Raw genomic sequence first — 23190 nt, 5'->3', positions numbered from 1 at the left:
GAGGCGCACATGGTTTCCAACGCAACTCCGACTGCTTTCGAGACGCTGCAGGCGACGCTGCGCGCCCAGCCGCGCACGTGGCTGGTGACCGGCGTCGCCGGCTTCATCGGAAGCAACCTGCTCGAGACCTTGCTCCGGCTCGACCAGCGCGTGGTGGGCCTGGACAATTTCGCGACCGGCCACCAGCGCAACCTGGACGAGGTGCGCACGCTGGTCGACGCGTCGCAGTGGGCGCGCTTCCGCTTCATCGAGGGCGACATCCGCGAACTCGCGGATTGCCAGGCGGCCTGCGCCGGCGTCGACCACGTGCTGCACCAGGCCGCGCTCGGCAGCGTGCCGCGCAGCCTGGCCGACCCGATCTCGACCAACGCGGCCAACATCACCGGCTTCCTGAACATGCTGGTGGCCGCCCGCGATGCCGGCGTGTCGCGCTTCGTCTACGCGGCCAGCAGCAGCACCTACGGCGACCACCCGGGCCTGCCCAAGGTGGAGGACGTGATCGGCAAGCCGCTGTCGCCGTACGCGGTGACCAAGTACGTCAACGAGCTCTACGCCGACGTGTTCGCGCGCAGCTACGGCTTCCAGAGCATCGGCCTGCGCTACTTCAACGTGTTCGGCGCGCGCCAGGATCCGGCGGGCGCGTACGCCGCGGTGATCCCGAAGTGGGCCGCGGCGCTGCTCGCCGGCGAGACGGTGTTCATCAACGGCGACGGCGAGACCAGCCGCGACTTCTGCTACGTGGCCAACGCCGTGCAGGCGAACCTGCTGGCGGCCACGACGCCGGAGAAGGAGGCCGTCAACCAGGTCTACAACGTGGCCGTCGGCGACCGCACCACGCTCAACCTGCTCTTCGCCTTGTTGCGCGACGGGCTGTCCGCGCAAGGCGTCGACGCGGGCGTGCAGGCCGTGCACCGTGACTTCCGCGCGGGCGACGTGCGCCATTCGCAGGCCGACGTCTCCAAGGCCGCGCGCCTGCTCGGCTACGTTCCGAGCCAGGCCCTGCGCGATGGCATCCGCCTGGCCTTGCCCTGGTACGTCGAGCGGTTCCGGCCCCGGGCCTGACGGCCGGCCTCAGGCGCCGCGCCGGGCATCCCGGGCGTGATGAAGCAGGGCGCTGGTGTAGCGGTCGATGATGGCGGATTCGTCGAACAGCCGCACCGCGCGTTCGCGCGCCCGGGCGCCCATCGCGCTGCGCTGCGCCGCGGGCATGTCGAGGAACTCCTGCATGGCCTGGCGCAGCGATTCCGCGCTCCGGGGTTGGCACAGCCAACCGGTGACGCCGGGATCGACGACGTCGCGGCAGCCCGGCGTGTCGGTGGTGATGACGGGGCGTCCCATCGCGGCGCCTTCGATCAGCGAGCGCGGCACGCCTTCGCGGTAGTACGACGGCAGCACCAGGCAGTCCGCCTGCGCCATCACCGTGGGGACGTCGTCGGAGGTGCCCAGGTAGTCGACGAGGCCCTCGTCCTGCCAGGCGCGGATCTGGGCCAGGCTCAGGCCGCGCCCTTCGTCCGCCGCGCCGAGCAGCTGGAAGCGGGCGCGCGATCCCTGCACCCGCAACGCCCGCGCGGCCTCGACGTATTCGGGGATGCCTTTTTCGGGAATCAGGCGCGCGACGAGCAGGAACGTCACCTCGCCGCGGGTCGCCGACGGCAGCGGACGCAACGCGAAGCGCTGCAGGTCGACGCCGGAACCCATGAGCCGCTCCGCGCGGTCCGGCTCGATGATGCCGGCCGCGATGAACTGCGCCATGTCGTCCTCGTTCTGGAAGAACACGTGGGCCGCGCGCCGCGAGATGACGAGCCGGTAGAGCCCGCGCACCAGCGCGGCCAGCGGCCCGCCGGCGCTGAACACCGCGCCGAGGCCGGAGATGTTGGGCAGCAGCACGCTGGGCCGCCCGAACAGGGCCGCGCCGCTGTAGATGTTGCCCTTGGGCGTGTAGCTCAACACGGCGTCCAGCTTCTCGGCGTGGAACTGGCGGCGCAGGGCCATGACGCTGCGGATCTCGCTGACGGGGTTGGTGCCCGTGCCCGACAGCGGCCAGTGGCGGTGCGCGAAGCCGGCCTCCTGCAGCTTGGCCGCATAAGGATCGGCCGGGCTGATGAAGACGAGCTCATGGCCATGGGTACGAAGCGCCCTGGCCAGGTTCAACCGGAAGTTGTACAGGTACCAGGCGGTGTTGGCGACGATGGCGATCTTCAAGAGGTCGGCGCTCCGGGTTCAGGGCGGGCGCGCGACGCGTCCCGGTCGGCCAGCCATTGCTGGAGCATGAGCACCGGCCAGAGGCGGCGCGACCAGTCCCGGTGGCCGGCGAGGTGTTCGTTCCAGCACCGTTGCACGGGCTCGGCGTGCAGCAGGCCCTGGCGTTGCAGGAGCGACGTCTGCAGCAGGTCGCCGGCCCACTCGCGCAGCTCGCCGCGCAGCCACGGGCCGATGGGGGCGCTGAAGCCCTGCTTGGGACGGTCGACGAGGGCCAGCGGCACGTGACGCTGCAGCAGTTCGCGCAGCAGCCATTTGCCGCGGCCCGCGCGGATCTTCTGCTGCATCGGGCGCCGGAACGCGAAATCGACGATGCGGTGATCGAGCAGCGGCGTGCGCGTCTCGAGGCTGGCGGCCATCGCCGCGCGATCGACCTTGACGAGGATGTCGTCAGGCAGGTAGCCGGTGAGGTCGTGTCGGCTCATGGCCTCGGCCTGCTGCAGCGCATCCGTCGCGCCGGGCAGCGCGCCGTAGCCGCGCGGACGCCTCGGCGCCGGCGTGCGCATCAGTTCGGCCGGATCGCGCCACAGCGCCGCGAAGCCCTGCGCGAATTCCGGGAAGTCCCGGCTGGCGAGCAGCGGCAGGCCCTTGTGGACACGGTCGCCCAGTTGCGGCCGGCCGACCGTGCGGCCCACCGCGTCGACCAGTCCGTTGTCGCCCAGCCAGCCGGGCAGCCGCCGTCGCAGCGACGCGGGGACGCGCCGCGTGGCGGCATAGGTGCTGGGGTATTGCAGGTAGCGGCCGTAGCCGCCGAAGAGCTCGTCGCCGGCATCGCCTGACAGGGCCACCGTCACCTCCTGGCGCGCGGCGCGCATCAGCAGCGCGGTCGGCAGGGCCGAGGGGTCGGCGAAGGGTTCGCCGTACATCGTGGACAGGCGCGGCACCAGGGCCAGCGCGTCGGCGCCGCGCACGGTCACCTCGCGATGCCGGGTGCCGAGATGGCGCGCCACGGCGGCCGCCTGCGGGGCCTCGTTGTAGGCGGCCTCGTCGAACCCGATCGTGAAGGTGGTGAGCCCGCCGTCGCACAGCTTCTGCCCGAGCGCGGCGATCAGCGACGAGTCCACGCCGCCCGACAGGAAGGCGCCCACGGGCACGTCGGCCATGAGCTGCAGGCCGATCGACTGCCGCAGCAGGCGCTCCAGTTCGTCCAGCGCCTCGGCATCGCCCAGCGCGGGGCCTTCGGCCGCCTCGAACGGGCGCCAGTAGGCCTGCTGCGTGCGCGTACCGTCGCGTGCGATGCGCAGCCAGTGGCCCGGCGGCAGCTGGCTCACGCCGGCCTCGATGCTGCGGCCCTCGGCGACGTAGCCATGCTGCAGCAGCGAGGCCAGCGCCTCGGGGTCGATGTCGCCGCGCAGCATCCCGCCCGCGCGCAACGCGCCGAGCTCCGACGCCCAGGCCACCGCCTGGCCGCGTTGCGTCACGTACAGCGGCTTCTCGCCGAGGCGGTCGCGGGCCAGCCAGAGGCAGTCGCCCTCCCGATCCCACACCGCCAGCGCGAACATGCCCACCGCGCGCTCGAGCGTCGCGGGAATGCCCCAGCGCTCGAAGCCGTAGAGCATGGTCTCGGTGTCGGAGTGGCCTCGCCAGGCGGGCGGGGCCTCGGCATCCAGCGCCTTGCGCAGTTCGACGTGGTTGTAGATCTCGCCGTTGAAGACGGTGACGTAGCGCCCGCCGGCCGACGCCATGGGCTGCGCGCCCGCCGGCGACAGGTCGACGATGGCCAGCCGACGGTGGCCGAGGTAGATGCCGCGCTCGGGCGCCGACCAGAGGCCTTCGCCGTCCGGGCCGCGATACGAGATCGCGTCGGTCATCGCCTTGACGCGCGCCCGACCTTGATCGTCGCCCAGCTGGCAATCGAGTTGCCAGAGTCCCGCGATGCCGCACATGTCAGTGCCTCCGCCGACGTGCGGCGTGCAGTGCGGCCTGGGTCACGGCCCGCAGCGGGGCGCCCAGGCCGGCGGGTGCGCGGCGCGCCAGCGCCTCCTCGAAGCCGATGAACGCGTGTTCGTGGTCCGCCATGAAGCGCAGCATGGCGTCGGTGCGTTGCGGGTTCATCTCGTTGGTGTGCAGGCAGATCGTGTAGAGGCCGAAGCCGAGGTGTCGCGGGGTCGCCAGCAGTTGCGGCACCAGGGTCAGGCCCTCGACCTCGTAAGGATAGACGCCGAAGCCGTCGGTCACGCCCTTGAAGCCGAGGGCCCGCAGGGCGCGCAGCGTGTCGAGGTCGAAGCTGTGCGACGGCGCCATGAAGTAGGGCTGCCACACGCCTTCGGCCTGCAGGATGGCCTGGCCGGCGGCGAGCATGCGCTGTTGCTCGGCGAGCGGCAACCCCGTGAATTCGCTCTTGCTGCCGATGCCCAGCAGGCCGCCGCCGGGCCGGCTGTAGACGTGGGTGTAGCCGTGCTGGGCGATGGTCCAGCCCTGGTCGCGCCAGCTTCGCACGCGGGCCCAGAAGTCGGCCACGCGAGGCTGGACGTCGAGCTTGGGGTCGCGGTTGTCCGGCACGACGCCCAGCAGGGGCTTGATGCGCGGATGGGCCGCGAAGAAGGCCTCGAACGGCGCGAAGCGCGACCAGTCCATGCCGGGGCAGATGTCGTCGAAGCGGACGATGAAGCGGCTCATCAGGCGGATTCCGTGGGGAGCAGGCCGGGGACCAGCTGGTTGTAGGTCTGGCGATACAGGGCCGCCACCCGTTCGAGCTCGTAATGTTGCTCGATGCGCTGCCGTTGCGCGTCAGCCCAGGCCGCGCGCTGCTGCGGCGACTGGCGCAGGCAATCGGCGAGCGCGCGCGCCATCGCAGGGGCGTCGCCGACCGGAACGAGCCAGCGCGGGTCGCCCAGCATCTCCGGCGCCTCGCCGACCGGCGTGCTGAAGCTGACGCAGCCGTGCAGCGCGGCCTCGGCGACGACGTTGGGAAAGCCTTCGGTGAAGCTCGAGAGCACGTGCGCGTCGAGGGCCGAATACACGGCCGTCATGTCGTGGCGCACCCCCAGGCCGATGAGGTGGTCGCCCAGTCCGAGGGACTGCGCGCGCCGGCGCAGCGTCTCGCCGTCGGTGCCCTTGCCGCACAGCAGCAGGCGCAGGCCGGGCATCTCTTCGATCAGCAGCGCGGCGGCGGCGAGCAGGGTGTCGTGATCCTTGAAGGTGTCGATGCGCGCCGCCATGCCGACGACGGGCGCGCCGGGCGCGATGCCCAGTTGCGCGCGCAGCGCGGCACCCGCGGCGGCGTCGCGGCGCTGGCTGCGGGTGTCGTAGCCGTTGGGGATGACGCACAGCTTGTCCGGGGCGTAGCCCAGCGCGGCGTGGGCCTCGCGCGCGCGTTCGCCGCAGCAGACGATGCGCTGCACGTAGCGCCGCGACAGCCACGGATTGAGCCGCTGCGCCAGCAGCCCGGTCAGGCGCTTGCCGCGCGCGCCATGGCTGCTGCGGATGCCCCAGGCCAGTGGCAGCCGCCCGAGCACCTGGGCGCTGAGGCTGGCGATGCTGTCAGCCAGGTAGAGCCAGCTCTGCACCAGGCGCGTGCCGGGCGCGTGGATGCGGCGGTGGATGCGCCACAGCCGCAGCGGCAGCCGCCAGTCGGCCTGCAGCGGCTGTCGTTCGACCGGGATGCCGAGCGCCAGGAACTTCGGCAGCAGGTCGTCCTGCGGACGCACGCTGAGGATGGCGGAATGGGCGCGCAGCACCTCGTCGCGCTGCAGCAGCTTGAGCAGGAAATTCTCCGCCCCGCCGGGGCTGAGGCCGGCGATGACGTGCAGCAGCGGTCGCGCCAAGGGCTGCTTCATTCGGCCGCCGTCCCGCCGGAGCCGCGCAGGCGATCCTTCATCGCCAGCAGCGCCAGCGCCAGTCGCCCGCGCAGGCTCGCGGCCTCGATGCGGTTGAACTCCTTGACCAGCTCGCCGCCGAAGCTGCGCTTGAAGTCGTCGATCGCCTTGAGCGCCTCGCCCATCGAGATGCCGCCCATGTCGTAGCAAGCCACGCCCGCGGCCTTGAAGTGCTGCAGCGCCTGCCAGTGCAGCAGCTTGTTGGCGCGGCCGATGCGCTGGCGGTCGGCCGTGGCCGCTTCGCCGACCGGGCTGGCCGAGTGGTAGAGGCGCGTGCGTCGCCCATCGACGATGTAGGCATGGGCGCAGAGCCAGCCCGCGTCGGCGGCGCCCGGATCGGCGATCCAGGCGAGCTGCAGCGCGCCGGCGGCGCGCAGGGCCAGGAGCTTGTCGCGGTTCGCCAGGGTCAGCTCGCGCGACGCGGCGAAGGCGTCGTAGAACGCGAAGAAGGTGTCCAGCCGAGCCTGGTCGGGCACGCAGAAGCTGGCTTGCAGGCCGTCCTTGTCGCGCGCGCGGCGGATCTCGTAGCGGACGCCCTTGTTGATGCCTTCGAGCAGGGCCTCCTCGTCCTGGCGCAGGTCGATCAGCGAGGTGTAGAAGTCCGTCGACCGCGGCGCGGCCACGGGCGACTGCAGGAAATACAGCAGGTCGACCTTGCCCGGCGGCAACTGCCGCGCGTGCTCGGCGAAGAACACGTCGCGCACGCGCAGGCCGGACTTTCGGCGATCGATGAAGAGGGGTACGGTCATGGGTATCCGGATCAGGGCGTTGGCAGCGTCGCCAGAACCTGGCGCCACTGGTGGGCGATCGTCTCCAGGCTGAAGCGCTCGACGACGAGCTCGCGGCCCTGCCGGCCCATGCGCTGGCGCAGCGCATCGTCGCCGATCAGCCGCTCGAGCGCGTCGACCCAGTCCTGCTGCGTGCGCACGCCCAGGCCCACTTCGCGCATCGCGAGGACGTCCCGGTTCATCCCGAGATCCGTCGCCACGACGGGCACGCCGCAAGCCATGTAGAGCAGCATCTTGTAGCTGCACTTGCCCAGCGACCACAGGCTGTCGTCCAGCGGCATGAGGCCGATGTCCATGTCGGCCGTCAGCGCGGCTTCGGTGTCGGGACTCCACGAGCGGTATTCGACCTGCCCTGGCGGCAGGCGGTCCAGCGTGGCCGGGCGATCGGAGACGAAACGCAGCCGCCAGTCCGGGTGGCGGCGCAGCAGCGCGGCCAGCGCATCCTGCAAGGGCTCGAAGTACAGATAGCCGCCCCAGGTGCCGGACCAGCCGATCACGCGCGGCGCGGCCGGGTCCCGCGGGACGGGACGGAAGCGCTGCACGTCGACCGCGGTGGCGATGACGGACACCGGCTTGCCGTAGCGCGCGAAGTGCTCGGCCAGGTAGTCGTTGCCCACCACGATGTGGTCGGCGGCCTTGGCGAGACTGTCGGCGGCGTGGCCGCCGCGGTTCAGCCAGATCGCGTCGTCGATGTCGGCCACCATGGGCCGGCCGGCCCAGGATTCGAGGCTGGGCAGGGTCGAGATCAGTTCGCGCTGCACGATGGAGGCGTCGTAGCGCCGCGAGCGCCACGCGCGGCGCGCGGCGTCGCCCAGGGCGGCCGCGGCCCAACCCAGTCGGGCCGCCGTGCCCGGCGGCGGATACGCGCCCGGCCGTCCGACCAGTTCGTCGATCTGGATGCCGGCTGCCTGCAGGGGCGCGATCAATTGGCGGATGCGGAATCGTGCCGAGGGAATGCTCTGTCCCTGGGTCAGCGCAGCAATCTTCATGTGGGCATCAATGAGCGAGGTCGAATTTTAGCGGAGGCGATGCTGGAAGCCGGGGCCGACGGCCCGATCGGACGTGCGTGAGGCGTTGCGAGAGGTCGTTGCGGCGGCGCTATTGCTCCACCCACGCCGAGCCGCCGTCCGACTTCAGCGTGACGAGCCGGCCCGGCGCGAGGATCAGTTGCCTGCCCTCCGCGCCTCTCGCGGGACGGATGTGGTCGCCGCCCTCGGTCGCGATGGTCGTGCCCTGGACGGCGTCGGCCGCGGACACGATCATGGCCAAGCCCCGGCAGTTGGCGGCCTGCGGCAACAGGAAGTGCAGGCCGGAGCGCGTGGCCCGGAGGCTGCGGCCGCCCATCTCGTGCAGCGACGCGTCCGTGTCCATGTCGACGGCGGCCTGCTTCGTGTACTCGACGCTCGCATCGGCGAGGCCTCCCGGCACCTCGCTCGCGAGCGTGCTGAAGTCGTATTTCAGTGTCGAAAGCGCATTCTTCACAGAGAAGTCGACAACCGCGACCTTGCGCACCGACTTGCCGGGATCCACCGCCAGGATGCCGCCGCGAACCATGCGCGCGTCCTTGCGGCGGTCCTCGGCCCGGCATCGGACCAGGCGGATGTTGCCGAGCGCCTGCACGGCCTGGCGATGGTCGCAGTAGATGACGAAGCCGGTGCGCGCCGCGTTCGAGCGGGCGTTCCCGGTGCCGTCGGGGTCGAGCACCGACACGTCCTCGAGCAGGGCCAGCGGCGCCTTGTCCGCGTCCCAGTTGGTGAACCCCACGCCGCTCGACTTCGGCGAGACGACCTGGAACTTGCGCAGCGCGACCTGACCCGCGACGGGATTGGCCATGAGGCCGCCGCATGCGAAGCGGACGGCCGGGTAGTCGTCCAGCGAGCCGTCGCCGTGGCTTTCGCCGCCGACCACTTCCACGTCGAAGCGCGCGTCCTTGCGCACCGAGGACGCGCCCGGCACGAACAGCAGTCCCGGCCCCGCGTTGTCCTGCGTGCGCACGTTCACGAGCTTGACGCCGATCGCCTGCTGGTTCTCGTTCGGCTCGACGTCGATGCCCGCCCACGGCCCATGGGGCGCACCGGCGCTGGCGGCGAACAGGCCGCCGACGACGACGCAGCCGTCGCAACCGACGATGGACAACGCATTGCGGCGGCATTCGCGGACTTCGCAGTTCTCGATGCGCACGTTGCGCGACGGACGGTTGCCTGACGACTCGCCGCCGACGCACAAGCCGTCCGTCGCGAAGCCGCGAAGCCGGAAGTCGCGCACCACCACGTTGCTGCTGCCGTAGATCAGGATCCCGGTCTGGCTGCCCTCGACGCCATGGCGCGCGTGCGCGGCGCTGCCGATCAGTTCGGCGCCGTTGCCCGCCAGCTCGATGTCCGACTGGCCCGCCGCCACGAACAGGCTGGTCTCCTCCGACGGCAGGCGGGTCGCGTCGATGCGCACCCCCGGCTCGAAGACGAGACGATGGCCGCTTCCGATCTTCAGCGTGCCCGAGACGACGTAGACGCCCTTGGGGATCCGCAGCACCCGGCCTGCGTTGGACGGCCTGCCGTTCAGCATCGTGTCGGCCAGGGCGGCGTTCAGCGCCTTCGTGCTGTCCTGCAGGCCCTGGGGATCGGCACCGTAGGCCAGCGCAGAGACATGGCCGGCGTCCGCGGCGCCTTCATCAGCCGCCATCGCGGCCAGGTTCGGTAACGCCCATGCGGCGGCGGCGAGGCCGAGGATGTTGCGCCGGGAACGCGTCCGGGAGCGGTTTGGCATGGCGGCGGTCCAGGTTGCTTGCGCGGGGCGGGCCATCGGAACGTCTCGGTCGATGGAAGCGGTCACAGCAATACCGCCCAAAGCCCGCGCAGGATGTTCGACAGCGACAGGACGCCGATCATCATGCACCACGATGCGGCCTGGAACGCCAGCACCCGCCGGTGCATCATGCGGTCGCGCGCGAGGAACTGCAGCAGCATGAAGACCCAGGCCAGCTCCATCACGCGCGTGGCCGCGGTAACGACGGGCAAGGTCAGGATGAGGGACATCGCCACGACGAAATACGACGCGGTCAGGCTGTCCTTCGACAGCACCGCATGGTGCGCCGGCAGGCGTCCCCGCAGGCTCCTGGACAGCAGCAGCAGCGACAGCAGCGTCGCGCCCGGCATGATGAACGCGAGCGGCGTGCCGCGGTTGTCCAGGTACTGGATGTAGCGCGCGTCTTCCTCGACGAAGGACAGCAATGCCGGCAACGCGATGGGCACGAGGACGACCAGGCCGATGAGGATGGCGCGCCACCAGCGCGGCCAGATGCGGCCCGCGACCACGAACAGCACCGACATGTGGCTGGCCAGGCCCAGCGAGATCCACAGCGCGCGCCATCGCACGCGCCGGACCGCCAGGTAGCCCAGCATGATCAGTCCGATCGCGAGGCCCGCGCGGATGGCCGCGAACTCGAGTCCCGGCGCGACGAAGACGGCATAGAGCGCCATGAACGCCGTGCGCTTCTTCGGCAGCGCCGCCGTCGCGAGCACCTTCGTCGAGACCGCCAGCGCGGCCACGATCGCGAAGACCAGCTGCACGTTGTCCGTCACGAGCCCCGCCAGGTCGATGATGAACAGGAAGACCGGGTCCTTCGCCGAGAACAGCTGCAGCGCCAGCGGCTCGTCGGACAACTGCCGCGTCGTCTCGATGGTGGCGACGTATTCCTCGTGGTCGAATCCCTGCGTGAACAGGCCCGCGCAAGCCGCGAGCACGGCGCCGACCAGCCATGCCAGCGCGCCGTCCCAGCGCGGCGCCAGCCGCGCGAGCAGCGTCGCGGCGAGCGAGACGGCGACGAGCAGGAGCAGGATCATGGCGGGCGCGGAATCGGATGCGCTTCAGCGCGGCGCCGGCGCGGCGGCGAACTGCTGCAGGAAATCCTGCGAGACCTGCTCCCACGAGAAGCGCTGGACGGCCGCGTGCGCGAGATCGAGGCGCCTGGCCAACACCGCTTCGGGCGTGGCGACCACGTCCAGGATGGCCTTGGCGACGGCCTCGCTGTCACGCACCGGCACCAGCCAGCTGTTCTCGGGCGAGGCCGGCAGGTAGCCCGTCGTGACGACCGGCGTACCCGACGCCATCGCCTCGAGCACCGGATAGTGGCAGGCGCCGAGCTGCACGGTGCCTGGCGCGGCGAGGATGTCGACGGAGCGGTAGTACGCGGCGAGCTGGTCGTCGCCGCGCGGCACGACGACCTCGAGGCCGGGATGCGACCAACCCTCGGGCAGGTTGCCGAACGCGACGCGCAGCCTGAAGCGCGGGTTCATCGCATGCAGGCGCTCGAAGGCCTCGATGACGTGGATCGTGCCCTTGGTGGCCTCGCTGCGGCCGATGGTGCCGATCACGACGGGCGAGTCGTCCTGCCGGAACGAGGGCATCGTCGACCGGCGATGGAACACCGAGACATCGAGGCCCGGCGGAATCCACGTGCGAGCGCGGATCGACGCGTGGTCGACGTAGATCGGCGAGTTGGCGATCTGGGTCAGCGCGAGGCGGTAGCTCCACTCGGAGAAATGGCGCAGCACGGCCGACTTCCAGCCCGGGTCCAGCTGGAACATCTCCGGCTCATAGGCCTGGACGTAGTAGAACTTGCGCGCGGCGCCGGTGCTCGCGAAGCGCACGGGCCAGGCGGTCAGCGAATGATTGGCGAGGATGACGTCGTACGAACCGCCGATGGCGTTCAGGCCGCGATGCATCCCGCGATAGATGGACAGCGCGTTGCCCGAGGACGCGAACGCGGCGCCTTCGGGGGGCGGCCCATCGACCAGGCCGTTGCTGTCGAACCGGCGGATGCCGGCGTCGGTCGGGAAATAGGGCAGCGGCGACCGCGCGTCGACCAGGAAGTCGGTCGGATGCCCCGCGGCCGTCCAGGCGCTGGCCAGGCGCGACAGCACGCGGGCGCCGCCGCCGTGGCCGAAGTTCGTGATCGGGATCAGGATTCTCATGATGGGGCGGCCTCGGCGGCGATCGCGAGGTCGGGGGCGGGCTTGCTGCCCAGCCGCGCCAGCAGCCGTCGCAGCACGAACCACATGGTGATGCCGTAGAGCGCGTAGGTGGCCGCGTAGCCGAGCGCGGCGCCGCGCAGGCCCATCGTCTGCGAGAACCACACCGTCAGCCCGGCCAGCACCGCGGAGAACAGGATCTCGGTGACCACGTAGACGCGCGTCTGTCCGTGGCTCAGCATCGTGTAGGCCGGCACCAGGCTGACGACCTTGAGGATGTCTCCCAGCAGCTGCGGGCCGAACGCGTCCAGCATCGGCAGGAAGCGGTCGCTGAGCATCAGCCTGACGATCTGGTTGCGCCCGAAGAACAGCAGGCCCGACGTGCACAGCACCAGCGGGATGACGAAGGCCAGTCCGCGCTTCAGCTCGCGGCGCAGCTCGCCGGCGTCCTGGATCTCGGCGAAGCGCGGCAGGAAGTAGACCGACAGCGTCGACGTCAGCAGCAGCAGGTGCGTCTCGCTGATCTTCCACAAGGCCTGCCACAGTCCGGCGGTGGACCAGCCGAGGGTGCGCGCCAGGTGATCGCGCATCACCATCTGCGCGATGGGCACGACGATGGCGCTGGTCAGCCCCATGATGGCGAAGCGGCCCAGGCCGCGGGCCAGTTGCGGATCCAGCCGCCCGACCATGCTGCGCAGCGAGGCACCGACCTGGCGGCGGAAGATGAACAGCGTCACCACGAAGGCCACTGACTGGCTGACTGCCAGCGCGGCCAACGCGCCGTTCAATCCCTGCCAGGTAACCAGGCCGATCGCCGTGAGCGCGCTGATCACGCTGCCGGCGATGTTGGCCACGACCAGCGCGCGCACCTGCTTCAACCCGTTGAGGATCGCCAGCAGCAGCGCATTGAGCACCATGAAGGCCAGCGCGCAGGCCAGGATCACGACGAGATAGGAGCGATCCGCATCCGCGATCGACCAGGCGGCGAGCGGGCGCTGGAAGCACACCATCAGGACGGCCAGGCCCAGCGACAGCATCAGGCCCAGCGTGGCGGCCGTGCGCCACACGGCCGCCCGGCGTTCCGGCTGGCCGCCGAACTCCGCCGTGTACTTCACGACGCCGTTGGTCACTGGCGCGCTGGCGAGCGCGACGATCATGCCGGCGAAGCTCTGGAACTGGCCGATGACGCCATAGCCGGTGGGGCCGACCATGACCGCGAGCACCTTGTTGAGGGCGAGTCCGGTGAACAGGCGCGCGAGGACGGCGATGCCGTTCAGCAGCGTCGTGCCGACGAGCGTCATGCGCCGGCCAACGATTCGAGCGCGGCGCGGACTCCGGCGGCGACCTCGTCGGCCTGCTGCAGGCTCATGACGGGCGAGATCGGCAGGCTGATCACCTCGCGATGCAGCCGCTCGGAGATCGGCAGCGTGCCCGCGGCGATGCCCAGCGGGGCATAGGCGGGCTGCAGGTGCGGCGCAATCGGATAGTGGATGACCGTGCCGATGCCGCGCTCGGCCAGCAGGCGCGCAAGCGCGTCGCGCTGCGGGTGGCGCACGACGAACAGGTGCCACGCCGATTCGCAATCGGGATGGACCTCGGGCAGCTGAAGGCTCGTGCCCGCCAGCGCCTGCAGATAGCGTTCGGCGATCAGCGAGCGCTGGCGGTTCTCGGCATCGAGGGCCGGCAGCTTCGCGCGCAGCAGCGCGGCCTGCAGCTCGTCGAGACGCGAGTTGTAGCCGATCACGTCGTTGTGGTACTTCGCCTTGGAGCCGTAGTTGCGCAGCTCGCGGATCGATGCGGCAAGCGCCGCGTCGTTGGTGGTGATCGCGCCGCCGTCGCCGAGCGCGCCGAGGTTCTTGCCGGGATAGAAGCTCCACGTGACGATGTCGCCGTGCGCGCCCAGGCGCTCGCCCTTGTAGCGGGCACCGTGCGCCTGCGCGCCGTCCTCCACCACCTTCAGGCCGTGCTTGCGCGCGAACGCCAGCAGCGGGGCGAGTTCGACCGGCTGGCCGTAGAGGTGCACCGGCATGATGACGCGCGTGCGCGGCGTCAGCGCCGCTTCCAGGCGGGCGGGGTCGACGTTGGCGGTGCGGTCGTCCGGCTCGACCGGAACCGGCGTCGCGCCGACGTGGCTGACGGCCAGCCACGTGGCGATGTACGTGTTCGACGGCACGATCACCTCGTCGCCCGGCCCGACGCCGAGCGCACGCAGCGACAGCGTCAGCGCGTCGAGCCCGTTGGCGACGCCGACGCATTCGCGCGCGCCGCAGTAGTCGGCGTACTCGGCTTCGAAGCGCGTGAGCTCGTTGCCCATGATGTACCAGCCGGAGTCGAGGACGCGCTCGAAGGCGGCCACGAGGTCGGCGCGATGCGCCTGGTTGACGGCCTTGAGGTCAAGGAACGGGATCATCAATCGTGCTCCGGGTTGCTTGCCGCCTGCCGGCCCTCGCCGAACTCGGCCAGCCATCGGGCGACCACGTCGTCGGGATAGCCACGCGTGAAGTGGCGGCGCCATGGATATGCGGGACGGCCCGAGCCGTCGCGCAGCTTGATCTGCTCCGTCGGGCAGACGAACTTGGCGGGCGCGCCGGCGACGACGGTGTCGGCGTCGACGTCGCGGCTCACCGAGCTGTGCGCGCCGACGAGCGCGCCGCGGCGGACGGTGACGCCCGGCAGCACGATCGACATCGTGGCGACCGCGACGAAGTCCTCCAGCGTGACGCCCCGCATGACGGAGCTCGGCGGATGCGGGTCATTGGTCAGGACGACGTACGGAAAGATCCACACGTAGTTGCCGATGGTCGAGTGCTGCCCGATGTGGACGTTGCTGTGGAAGCGCGTGTAGTCGCCGACCGTGCAGGTGCCCTGGATGTCGCACAGCGTGCCGATCTGGAAGTTGATGCCGGCCTGCGTGCCTTCGCGCACCGTGACGCGATGCCCCGTGGTCAGGCCGGGGCCGAAGGTCGAGCCTTCGTAGAAGACGCTGTGCGAGCGGATCAGGCTGTCGTTGCCGATCACCAGCGGGCGACCCTCCGCGCGCGGCGCGGGGTGGCCGATCTCGCAGTGCGAGCCGATCGAGCAACGGTCGCCGAGCTCCACGTTGTCGTGGATGACCGTGAACGGCCCCACGCTGACTTCCCGGCCGAGTCGGGCCTTGGGCGAGATGAGGGCGGTCGGGTGGATCATGGCAGCTCCTGCGCCGTGGTGGATGTCGTGCCCGCGCCGTCGCGGCGGGCGACGAGCTGGAGGTATTGCCGGTAGTCGCGGATGTAGTCGGCGCTGTCGTAGTGATGCGACGCGAAGACGAGCAGCTTGGCGTCGGCGCTGTACTTGTACTGGATGCCCCAGGTCATCGGCGGCAGGTACACGCCCAGGCTCGGATCGTCCAGGAGCACTTCGAAGCGCTTGTTGCCGTCGTCGGCGACGAGCGCGCAGCTGCCCTCGACGCAGATCAGGAACTGATGGCATGCCAGGTGCGCATGCTCGCCGCGGATCTCGCGGCTGGGCACGCCGAACACCATGAAGAAGCGCAGCGGCGTGAACGGCACCTGGCGGTCGAACTCGCCGACGGTGAGGTTGCCGCGCAGGTCGGGATGGATGGGAAACCGATGCACGGTGACGCCCTTGACCGGCGTCTGTTCCACGGAGGCCGCGCGCCGCCCCGCCGTCGTCGAGCGGGGCAGGTTGTCGAACTCGGTATCGACGTAGCCGATGATCGTGGCCGGGTTGCCCTCGACGATGGCGCAGGACGGCACCGAGCGCGTCACCACCGCGCCGGGCCGGATCTCGCAGCGGTCGGCCAGCGTCGCGCCGGCGCAGATCGTCGCGTTGGCGCCGATGCGCACGCCGGAGTGCACGCGCACGCGCGACGTGTCGAAGTCGGTGCCGGCGGCCTCCAGCGTCGCGTTGGGGCCGACCACGACGTCCGAGTCCAGCCAGGCGCCGGCACCCAGGTGGGCGCCGCTGCGCACGATGCAGCGGGCGCCCACGACGCAGCCGTTCTCGATCACGGCGTGGGGATCGATGACGGCCTGCGGGTCTATCGTCGCGGCGACGTCTCGATCGGTCATGGGTGCGGGAGGTGACATGGGCGATGCAATCGGTGGAAAGTCGGGTGCGGCCGGTCGCGGCCGGGGCGGACGGATCAGGGCGCGTGCGGAGGCACGGCGTCGGCACTGTCGCCGGTGGACGCAGGCCCACGCGCCAGTTCGGCCTTCAGCGCGGCGATCTGCTGGTGCAGGTGGGCGTAGTCGGCTTCCTTGCGCGCGATGAACGCTCGGGTGAGCCGCGCCTTCTCCGCGATTCCCGACGGCGTCAGCAGATAGAGATAGCCGATCTTGTGATCGCTGCGGCGAAAGTTCTCGACCTTCACGAGCCCTTTGCGCAGCAGCGCCTGCAGCAGGAAATTGGTCTTGCCCACGCTGATGCCCAGACGCGCCGCCAGCTCGCGCTGCGAGCCGACCGGCTCGGCCGACACCTGGCGCATGGCGGCCAGCTCCAGTTCGTCGGAGGCGCCGGCTTGAAGGTGGGTGAGTCTGTTCATGCTGTGAACGAGCATTATAGGGACCGCGGCTCGATCACCGAACCGACACATGCGTGAACGGATGTTGCGGGCTCGTCCACCCTCGTGGCGGCAGTGACCCAATCGAGCATTTGGACGCAAAAAGCGGGGCACTTCCGAATGCATTCCTGCTCATCCGTTCAGTAGACTTGGAGGTTCATCAAACTGTCATCCTGAACGTGATTCCTGCAAACACCGCTGCATTCCGGGCCTCGCGAATCCGCACGATGCTTTTTCGATTCACTGCTCCGATCCTGATGGCCGGAGCGCTTGCAAGCTGCGGCGGCGGCGGAAGCGGCGGCGATGGCTCCCCCGCCGAACAACCGCTCGTCACCAACGGCCGTGTCTATCCCGCGGCGAGCGGCCTGGTCCTGATCGAGTACGGCCAGTCCGGCAGGGAACTGCAACGCTCCAGCCCCACTGCGGCCGATGGCAGCTTCCAGTTCAGCAGGCAGCTGATGGGTTCGCGCATCGAGGCGCTGTACACGACCTCTCCCGACCGCGTGCAGCCGGTCTATTCGGCGCGACTGGGCAACGTGTCGACGATCGCGCAGCTCGAGGTGACGCCCCTGACCACCTGGTACGACCAGTTGATGGTCGGCGGCGTGTCCAGTACCGATGCTGCCAGCGACATCAAGAACCTGCTGGCCACGAACTGTCCGGCCCTCGCGGCGCCGCTGGATGCGCAGTACCTGACCGGAACCGCCACGCTGCCCGCTCCGGATCACGACTGGCTCCTGAATGCCGCCTCCGCCTACATGCAGGCCGCGCGCAGGCTCGGCGTCGGCCCCAAGGTGGATTTCACCGGCTGGTCCAGCGTGATGGACAGGCACGGCGACACGCTGTCGCAGCTGTGCGCGTTCTCGGCCGCCATCTCGGACCCGGCGTGGGCCGCGACACAGGCCGACAGGCTGCGGCAAGAGGCCAACGTCCAGACGCCGGACGCCGGCAAGCTGGCGGTGGCCATCGACGGTGCGCGCAGCCAAGGCCTGTCCTTCCTCGCGCTGCAGATCCAGAAGAGCGAATTCCCCACGCAGACGGTCGCGCTGCAGGCCGTCGGCGCGACGGGCCAGGAACTGTCGCTGGGCTCCGACCTCGTGATGGCGCAGTACCAACTGGCGCAGGCCCCGGCGGCGAAGGCGCAGGATCTCGTCGCGCTGGCGGCCGGCCCCGACACCGGCGGCAGCGCGGACGCCCCCGTCAGCACCAGGGCGAGCGTGGCGCTCACGTCCACGGGCACGATCGTCAATGCGCTCCAGGGCAGCGTGACCGTCGACGGGACCGCGGCGGCCAGCATGCGGCTGGTCAACGACGCCAGCACGGACAAGACGGTGCACCTCGCGCTCAACGGCCAGGACATGGCGGACTTGTCCGGCATCATCCAGCAGATCGTGGCCATGCCGGTGGCGTATTCCGGCGAACCCCTTTATCGCAAGGCCTGGCGCTACCTGGTCGCCCACAAGCGCAACACGCAGCAACTGGCCATCAGCGCCTTCCAGTTCCAGCCGGACCTCTGGCTGCGCTCCCTCGGATCCAGCTACTGCGAGGCACAGTCCGCGGTGCTGTACCGGATCTGGACCGCGATGGGCTACCAGGCCCGCGTATATGCCTTGACGGGCCACGTCACGGTGGAAGTGATGGTCGACGGCCACTGGCAGGTCTTCGACCCCTACCTGGAGGCCTACTACACCGATCGCCACGGCCAGATCGTCGGGGTGGCGGAGCTGGCGCAGGATCCGTCGCTGATCACGCACCCGCAGACGCCGCTGCTGCCCCTCAGTTCGTGGGCCTATTCGGCCAAGGTCGCGGGCATCTTCGCGTCGACCGGCAACAACTACCTCGGCACCGCCTACATGTCCACGGAGCCGGAGCCCCTGGACAACACCGTGCAGCTTCCCGCAGGCGGTTATCTCGAGGTCGACTCCGCCACCGACGTGGCGATGGACTCCGTCGAACCGGGGAGCGAGGTGCCCATGTCCACCATGAAGCTGTGGGTGCCGCCGGGCTACACCGGCATGCTGCGGCTGCCGCTGCTGCTGCTGGGCATCGAAGGCGCGGGCAACGTGCAGTTGTTCGGCCGCACGCTGGACGCCTCGGGCGCCGTCGACCCCTGGCATGGCCTGGCTGCCCTGGGCGGCCTGGACACCGCCGCCACCGACCCCAGCATCCATGACCGGCTGCAGTACTTCTACTTCAACGACACCTCCGACATCGGCGTGACCGAGATCCTGGTCAATTCATCGGGTGCCGACGGCCTGACGCTGACGCTGATGGCCAACCCGCTGTACTTCCCGACCCAGAAGCAGCTGACCGTGCGCGCTTCGGCCGCGGACATGGACGGGCTGCGTTTCGCGCCGACGCCGACGACGCCGTGAGCCCGCGCCGCCGACGCGCGCCGGCGACGACGGTCCCGGCGCGCTGCGCGGCCGGTCAGCGCGCGATCACGGTTTGGCGGGGCGCAGGCGCGCGGCGAGGGCGATGATCAGCCCCAGCAGCAGCGTGCCGCCGATCGCGGCACCGAGCGTGATGAGCGCGCGCTTGGGCCAGATCCGGCGCTCGGCCGGGCGCGCGGGATCGACGACCTGGATCAGCGCGCCTTCACGGCTCTCGTCCGCGCGTGCCAGCTCGTACTGCTTGGCCATCAAGTCGAACAGCGTCTCCTGGTACTTGAATTCGCGGTACTTGCCGATGTAGTCGGGACTGCTGCCGGACGCGTCGGCCCCACTGCGTTCCAGCGAGTCCACTTGACGCTGCAGCGCGGCCACGGTGATCGACAGCTGCATGACCTGGGGGGACGTGTCCGCCATCGACCCGCGCATCGTCTCGAGCCGGACCTGCGCCGAGGCCAGGTCCGCACGGGCCTTCGCGTAGGCCTCGGCGGTCGCGTGAGGCTCCGCCTTGATGGCGCCGGCGTCGAAGCCGCTCGCCTGCAGGGCCGTCTGGGCGGCGACCAGCCGCACCTTGGTGGCCTGCAGCTGGTTCTCGAAGAAGACCCGGCGCTGCTGGGCTTCGGAGACCGCCAACGTCGACGTCATCGCACGCAGTTCCTGCACGTACTGGTTGGCCATCTCCGCGGCGCGCTGGGGATCGGTGTCCTCGACCTGGACGGTGATCATCCCGCTCTTCTTGTCGGCAGCGATCTTGGAGCGGTGCGCGAGCGCGACGCGCGTCTGGTCGCGGTACTTGAGCTCGTAGACCTGCATCAGCTTGAACCGGTCGATGATCCGGTCCTGCACCGTCTCGCTCTGCATCAGGCCGATGTACTCGTCGACCGGACTCTTGATGCCGCCGCCCGTCGCCAGTCCGGTCAGCGAACCCAGCGACGCCAGGGCGGCCGCCGCGCTGCTCTGTTGCTGCTGCGGCGGCAGGAAGGTCGTGTGCGATTCGAACACCGGGGTGATCAGGTAGCTGACGCCGGCACCGATCGCGCCGAAGACAAAGGGCGCCGCGAGCAGCATGCGCCAGCGCTGGCTGATCGGCCTGAGGAATTCCTGCAGGCTCAGCTCCGATTCGCCCTCGGGCAGGGACTGGTCGTGGTCCGCCATCACAGTCCCAACGTCTTGATGCCCGCCAGGCCCAGGCCGAACTGGTACAGGATCTGCGTCCAGTCCTTGGCGTCCTGGACGAAGGTCGACTTGTTGAGCTGCTCGGGCACGAACAAGGTGTCCCCGGGCTCCACCACCGTCTCGGCCAGGGAGTTGCCCGAGCGCCAGAACGACGCGCCCTGCTGCGCGCTGACGACCGATCCGTTGGCGCGGATCATGAAGATGCTGTTCTTGTCCGCGCCGCGGGTCGGGCCGCCGGCGAGGGCGAGGTACTGTGTCGTCGTGTGGCCGGGTTCGAAGACGAAGCTGCCCGTGTTGAAGACGCTGCCGAAGACGCCCACCGAGGAACCGCGCGGCGGGATCGAGATCGAGTCGCCGTTCTCCAGCGGCAGGTCGGGCAGCGACGTCGCGTCGGGCGGCATCTGGAGCACGACGCGCCCCGTCGGCCGGACCTGGCGCAGGCGTTCGAGCAGGCGGTTGTTGGCAGTCGCCGAGGCGCTCTGTGCGTTCAACTCCTCGGCGGAGGTCGCGCGTTGGCTCGCCTGCGTCCGCGACATGTCGGTCTCGAGGTCGCGCAGCGCCCGGTCGTAGTTCGCCTGCTGCGTCTGGCGGACGCTGTCGCGGGTCAGCTCGGTGCCGTAGGGGTATGCCGCGGCCGTCATGCCGCCGGCGGCGCGCAGCGCGTCGGCGACGCGGCTGCCCGGCGGCAGGATGTAGTCGCCAGGATGCATGACTTCGCCGTCGACGTGGATGCGCTCGTTCTGCGAACCGAGCGACAGCGTCGAGGTGACGGTGCTGAACGCGCGGATCACGTCGCCGGTGCCGAGCACCGTGCCGCCCTGGGCGGGCAGCGCGAACTGCGCGACGTGGCCGTTGGTGCGGTCGGCGAGTCGCTCGACGGCGACGCGCGTGCGATCGGCCACGGCGCTGAAGCCGCCGGCCATCGCCAGCACGTCGTCCAGCGTCTGCCCGGGCTTCAGTTCATAGATCGCCTGCTGGTTGACGCTGCCCAGCACCGCGACCTGCGTTCCCACCGGGCCGACGAAGATGATGTCGTCCGGCTGCACCAGCTGGTCGGTGTTGCGATCGCCCTTGAGCAGGAGGTCGTAGAGGTCGAACACGGCCACCTCGTGGCCCGCGCGACGCAGGTGGATGTCGCGGAAGCTGCCCGCCACCGACGGGCCGCCCGCGCGCATGAGGGCGTGCAGCACCGACGACAGGCCGTTGACGGTGACGCTGCCTGGGCGCTGCACGTAGCCGCTGACGAAGACGCGGATCGCGCGCACCTGGCCCAGCGTGGCGGTGAGCTGGAAGTTCTTGAACGTCTGGGCGGTGCGGCGGCTGATCGCGTCGGCCAGGTCGGCATTGCGCAGGCCGGCGACGCTGATCGTGCCGACGCGAGGCACCGAGATCCGGCCGGCGCGGTCGACCGTCAGGCGCAGGTCTGCGTCGACCGTGCCCCAGATCGTCAGCGCGATCTCGTCACCCGGACGGATGATGTAGTCGCCGGGCACGGAAGGCAGCGGATCCTGCGTCGCCGAGGCGATGGCGTCGTCGGTCACCAGGTTCGCGCCGAAGCGCCGCACGTCCTGCGGCGTGCCCGAGCCCTGCGCGACCACGAGCTGCTGCACGTATTGCTCGAATTCGCCCGGCTTGTACGGCTCCGCGGGGAGCACGAGGCGCGGCTCGGGCTGCCCGTCGCGCGGGCCGTAGGTGGCGGGGGCCGGCTGGCGCAGGCGCTGCACCGCATCGGGGCTGTCGGTGGCGGCCGGGGCAGGGTTGTTGACGCGGGAAACGTCGGTGCTGGACGGTGACGTCACGTCGTTCGACGTGTTGCCGCTGAACTGGGCCTGCGCGGCGGTCGGACAGGCGCCGATGGCGACGGCCAGACAGATCGAACTCACCAGCAGCGCGCCGAACCTGCGCTGCGGAAGCGGCGCGGCCGCCATAAAACGTGTCATCGACATGGAACGGGCTTCGCCGTGGTTGGATCGGACGATTGTCACGGGCGCCTGCAGGGTCACGCCTCTGGCATGCGTCGAAACTCTTGGAGCCGCGAATTCTAGCTGCTCGAGGTTGCGCGCCGGACGCGGAGTCGCTCGCAGAGGATACTTGCGGCGAACCCAACCTCCGCAGGACACGTGACACAGGCCTGCCATTCCCGACCATGAAAACTGCACTGATCACCGGCGTGAGCGGACAGGACGGCAGCCTGCTGGCGCGGCTGCTGCTCGAAAAGGGCTACCAGGTCTGGGGCACGTCGCGCGACGCCCAGGGCGCGTCGTTCGCCAACCTGCAGCACCTGGGCATCCGCGAACGCGTGCGCTGCATCAGCATGGTGCCGGAGGACTTCCGCAGCGTGCTGGTGGCGCTGCGCCGGAGCCAGCCGGACGAGATCTACCACCTGGCGGCGCAGTCGTCGGTCGGGCTGTCGTTCGAGCAGCCCGCCGAGACGATCCAGAGCATCACGATGGGCATGCTCAACGTGCTCGAGGCCTGCCGCATGCTGGACAAGCAGGCCCGCATCTACCAGGCGGGCTCCAGCGAGAGCTTCGGCGACACCGAGGGCGTCGCCGCCGACGAGACGACGCCGTTCCACCCGCGCAGCCCGTACGCCGTGGCCAAGGCCTCGGTGTTCTGGCTGCTGGACAACTACCGCGAGGCGTACCAGCTGTTCGCGTGCAACGGGATCCTGTTCAACCACGAGTCCGTGTTGCGGCCCGAGCGCTACGTGACGCAGAAGATCGTCTCCGCCGCCCGGCGCATTGCGGCGGGCAGCGGCGAGACGCTGCGCCTGGGCCGGCTCGACATCGCGCGCGACTGGGGCTGGGCGCCCGAGTACGTCGAGGCGATGTGGCTGATGCTGCAGCAGGACACGCCGCAGGACTTCGTCATCGCCACCGGCCACACCTTCACGCTGGAGGCGTTCGTGGCGGCGGCGTTCGGGCACTTCTCGCTCGACTGGCGCCAGCATGTCGTGCAGGACGAGAAGCTGTTTCGTCCCACGGACATCCAGGTCAGCCGCGCCAACCCGGCCAAGGCCAGGGCGGTGCTCGGTTGGGAGGCCCGGCTGTCCGGCGCGGAGGTGGTGCGCAGCATGTTGGCCAAGATCGACTGACTTGGCGGCAATTGCGGCGCCAAAGCCGCGTTGCGCGGGCCTTTTCGAGGCGTCCGCGGGCAACGTCATGCGCGATTCATCGGTACAAGCGATAATGGCGGTTCATGATAGAAGCATCCCAAGCCCAGGTCCCG

At 70.2% G+C, this 23190-nt stretch carries 19 protein-coding genes; 3 read left to right on the top strand and 16 right to left on the bottom strand.

Translation table 11 applies throughout. The annotated features are described in order from the left end of the window. Positions 1-9 precede the first annotated feature (9 nt). Positions 10-1062, top strand: coding sequence for an NAD-dependent epimerase/dehydratase family protein (locus LPC04_RS21825; protein WP_275684403.1), 1053 nt, complete (start codon positions 10-12; stop codon positions 1060-1062). Positions 1063-1071: 9 nt separating this feature from the next. On the opposite strand, the gene LPC04_RS21820 is transcribed toward LPC04_RS21825, so the two are convergent. The 14 genes from LPC04_RS21820 to LPC04_RS21755 form a co-directional block, all read right to left on the bottom strand. Further along, on the bottom strand, positions 1072-2202 hold the full coding sequence (locus tag LPC04_RS21820) for a glycosyltransferase family 4 protein (RefSeq protein ID WP_275684402.1): 1131 nt from the start codon (positions 2200-2202) through the stop codon (positions 1072-1074). Further along, on the bottom strand, positions 2199-4145 hold the full coding sequence (gene asnB / locus LPC04_RS21815) for an asparagine synthase (glutamine-hydrolyzing) (RefSeq protein WP_275684401.1): 1947 nt from the start codon (positions 4143-4145) through the stop codon (positions 2199-2201). Before asnB ends, LPC04_RS21820 begins: the two co-directional genes overlap by 4 nt. Before the next feature lies 1 nt (position 4146). Further along, positions 4147-4878, bottom strand: a complete 732-nt coding sequence (locus LPC04_RS21810) for a DUF2334 domain-containing protein (protein ID WP_275684400.1) — start codon at positions 4876-4878, stop codon at positions 4147-4149. Beyond that, a complete protein-coding gene (locus LPC04_RS21805) occupies positions 4878-6038 on the bottom strand; it encodes a glycosyltransferase (protein ID WP_275684399.1) in 1161 nt (386 codons plus the stop codon). Before LPC04_RS21805 ends, LPC04_RS21810 begins: the two co-directional genes overlap by 1 nt. Then, positions 6035-6826, bottom strand: a complete 792-nt coding sequence (locus LPC04_RS21800) for a hypothetical protein (protein WP_275684398.1) — start codon at positions 6824-6826, stop codon at positions 6035-6037. Before LPC04_RS21800 ends, LPC04_RS21805 begins: the two co-directional genes overlap by 4 nt. Positions 6827-6837: 11 nt before the next feature. Continuing rightward, entirely contained in the window at positions 6838-7854 is a 1017-nt protein-coding gene (locus tag LPC04_RS21795) for a glycosyltransferase family 4 protein (RefSeq protein WP_275684397.1), read from the bottom strand. Positions 7855-7963: 109 nt separating this feature from the next. Then, complete coding sequence (locus LPC04_RS21790; RefSeq protein WP_275684396.1) at positions 7964-9760, bottom strand: right-handed parallel beta-helix repeat-containing protein; 1797 nt, start codon at positions 9758-9760, stop codon at positions 7964-7966. Further along, the gene (locus LPC04_RS21785) at positions 9691-10704 is read right to left on the bottom strand and encodes an EpsG family protein (RefSeq protein WP_275684395.1); all 1014 of its coding nucleotides are present in this window, start codon (positions 10702-10704) and stop codon (positions 9691-9693) included. Before LPC04_RS21785 ends, LPC04_RS21790 begins: the two co-directional genes overlap by 70 nt. Before the next feature lie 24 nt (positions 10705-10728). After that, the gene (locus LPC04_RS21780; protein WP_275684394.1) at positions 10729-11835 is read right to left on the bottom strand and encodes a glycosyltransferase family 4 protein; all 1107 of its coding nucleotides are present in this window, start codon (positions 11833-11835) and stop codon (positions 10729-10731) included. Next, a complete protein-coding gene (locus LPC04_RS21775; protein ID WP_275684393.1) occupies positions 11832-13133 on the bottom strand; it encodes an O-antigen translocase in 1302 nt (433 codons plus the stop codon). Before LPC04_RS21775 ends, LPC04_RS21780 begins: the two co-directional genes overlap by 4 nt. After that, entirely contained in the window at positions 13130-14242 is a 1113-nt protein-coding gene (locus tag LPC04_RS21770; protein WP_275684392.1) for a DegT/DnrJ/EryC1/StrS family aminotransferase, read from the bottom strand. The genes LPC04_RS21775 and LPC04_RS21770 overlap by 4 nt, the downstream gene beginning before the upstream one ends. Beyond that, positions 14242-15018: an acyltransferase gene (locus tag LPC04_RS21765; RefSeq protein ID WP_275684391.1), complete on the bottom strand. Its 777-nt coding sequence runs from the start codon at positions 15016-15018 to the stop codon at positions 14242-14244. Before LPC04_RS21765 ends, LPC04_RS21770 begins: the two co-directional genes overlap by 1 nt. Further along, positions 15015-15902 carry a WxcM-like domain-containing protein gene (locus LPC04_RS21760; RefSeq protein WP_275684390.1) on the bottom strand — a complete coding sequence of 296 codons (888 nt, stop codon included), beginning with the start codon at positions 15900-15902 and terminating at the stop codon, positions 15015-15017. Before LPC04_RS21760 ends, LPC04_RS21765 begins: the two co-directional genes overlap by 4 nt. 74 nt (positions 15903-15976) lie before the next feature. Further along, entirely contained in the window at positions 15977-16375 is a 399-nt protein-coding gene (locus LPC04_RS21755; protein ID WP_275684389.1) for a MarR family EPS-associated transcriptional regulator, read from the bottom strand. A 245-nt stretch (positions 16376-16620) separates the two neighbouring features. On the opposite strand from LPC04_RS21755, the gene LPC04_RS21750 reads away from it, so the two are divergent. Next, positions 16621-18768 carry a hypothetical protein gene (locus tag LPC04_RS21750; protein ID WP_275684388.1) on the top strand — a complete coding sequence of 716 codons (2148 nt, stop codon included), beginning with the start codon at positions 16621-16623 and terminating at the stop codon, positions 18766-18768. A gap of 66 nt (positions 18769-18834) precedes the next feature. Here the strand turns inward: LPC04_RS21750 and LPC04_RS21745 are convergent, their stop codons facing one another. Then, on the bottom strand, positions 18835-19938 hold the full coding sequence (locus LPC04_RS21745) for a GumC family protein (RefSeq protein WP_275684387.1): 1104 nt from the start codon (positions 19936-19938) through the stop codon (positions 18835-18837). Beyond that, positions 19938-21905 (bottom strand): SLBB domain-containing protein, encoded by a 1968-nt coding sequence (locus LPC04_RS21740; RefSeq protein ID WP_275684386.1) that lies wholly within the window; start codon positions 21903-21905, stop codon positions 19938-19940. Before LPC04_RS21740 ends, LPC04_RS21745 begins: the two co-directional genes overlap by 1 nt. 200 nt (positions 21906-22105) lie before the next feature. Between LPC04_RS21740 and LPC04_RS21735 the strand changes: the two genes are divergently transcribed. Beyond that, the gene (locus LPC04_RS21735) at positions 22106-23056 is read left to right on the top strand and encodes a GDP-mannose 4,6-dehydratase (protein ID WP_275684385.1); all 951 of its coding nucleotides are present in this window, start codon (positions 22106-22108) and stop codon (positions 23054-23056) included. Positions 23057-23190 lie beyond the last annotated feature (134 nt).

It is taken from the genome of Scleromatobacter humisilvae (genome assembly GCF_023231945.1).
Classification (GTDB): Bacteria; Pseudomonadota; Gammaproteobacteria; order Burkholderiales; family Burkholderiaceae_C; genus Scleromatobacter; species Scleromatobacter humisilvae.
The sequence above is the reverse complement of the archived record's forward strand: the minus strand, read 5'-3'. Positions and strand labels throughout refer to the sequence as shown.

Coding starts and splice junctions, on each gene's coding strand:
- LPC04_RS21825 (WP_275684403.1), top strand. CDS start 10: ATGGTTTCCAACGCAACTCCGACTGCTTTCGAGACGCTGCAGGCGACG.
- asnB (WP_275684401.1), bottom strand. CDS start 4,145: ATGTGCGGCATCGCGGGACTCTGGCAACTCGATTGCCAGCTGGGCGAC.
- LPC04_RS21810 (WP_275684400.1), bottom strand. CDS start 4,878: ATGAGCCGCTTCATCGTCCGCTTCGACGACATCTGCCCCGGCATGGAC.
- LPC04_RS21805 (WP_275684399.1), bottom strand. CDS start 6,038: ATGAAGCAGCCCTTGGCGCGACCGCTGCTGCACGTCATCGCCGGCCTC.
- LPC04_RS21800 (WP_275684398.1), bottom strand. CDS start 6,826: ATGACCGTACCCCTCTTCATCGATCGCCGAAAGTCCGGCCTGCGCGTG.
- LPC04_RS21795 (WP_275684397.1), bottom strand. CDS start 7,854: ATGAAGATTGCTGCGCTGACCCAGGGACAGAGCATTCCCTCGGCACGA.
- LPC04_RS21785 (WP_275684395.1), bottom strand. CDS start 10,704: ATGATCCTGCTCCTGCTCGTCGCCGTCTCGCTCGCCGCGACGCTGCTC.
- LPC04_RS21780 (WP_275684394.1), bottom strand. CDS start 11,835: ATGAGAATCCTGATCCCGATCACGAACTTCGGCCACGGCGGCGGCGCC.
- LPC04_RS21775 (WP_275684393.1), bottom strand. CDS start 13,133: ATGACGCTCGTCGGCACGACGCTGCTGAACGGCATCGCCGTCCTCGCG.
- LPC04_RS21770 (WP_275684392.1), bottom strand. CDS start 14,242: ATGATCCCGTTCCTTGACCTCAAGGCCGTCAACCAGGCGCATCGCGCC.
- LPC04_RS21765 (WP_275684391.1), bottom strand. CDS start 15,018: ATGATCCACCCGACCGCCCTCATCTCGCCCAAGGCCCGACTCGGCCGG.
- LPC04_RS21760 (WP_275684390.1), bottom strand. CDS start 15,902: ATGACCGATCGAGACGTCGCCGCGACGATAGACCCGCAGGCCGTCATC.
- LPC04_RS21755 (WP_275684389.1), bottom strand. CDS start 16,375: ATGAACAGACTCACCCACCTTCAAGCCGGCGCCTCCGACGAACTGGAG.
- LPC04_RS21750 (WP_275684388.1), top strand. CDS start 16,621: ATGCTTTTTCGATTCACTGCTCCGATCCTGATGGCCGGAGCGCTTGCA.
- LPC04_RS21745 (WP_275684387.1), bottom strand. CDS start 19,938: ATGGCGGACCACGACCAGTCCCTGCCCGAGGGCGAATCGGAGCTGAGC.
- LPC04_RS21740 (WP_275684386.1), bottom strand. CDS start 21,905: ATGTCGATGACACGTTTTATGGCGGCCGCGCCGCTTCCGCAGCGCAGG.
- LPC04_RS21735 (WP_275684385.1), top strand. CDS start 22,106: ATGAAAACTGCACTGATCACCGGCGTGAGCGGACAGGACGGCAGCCTG.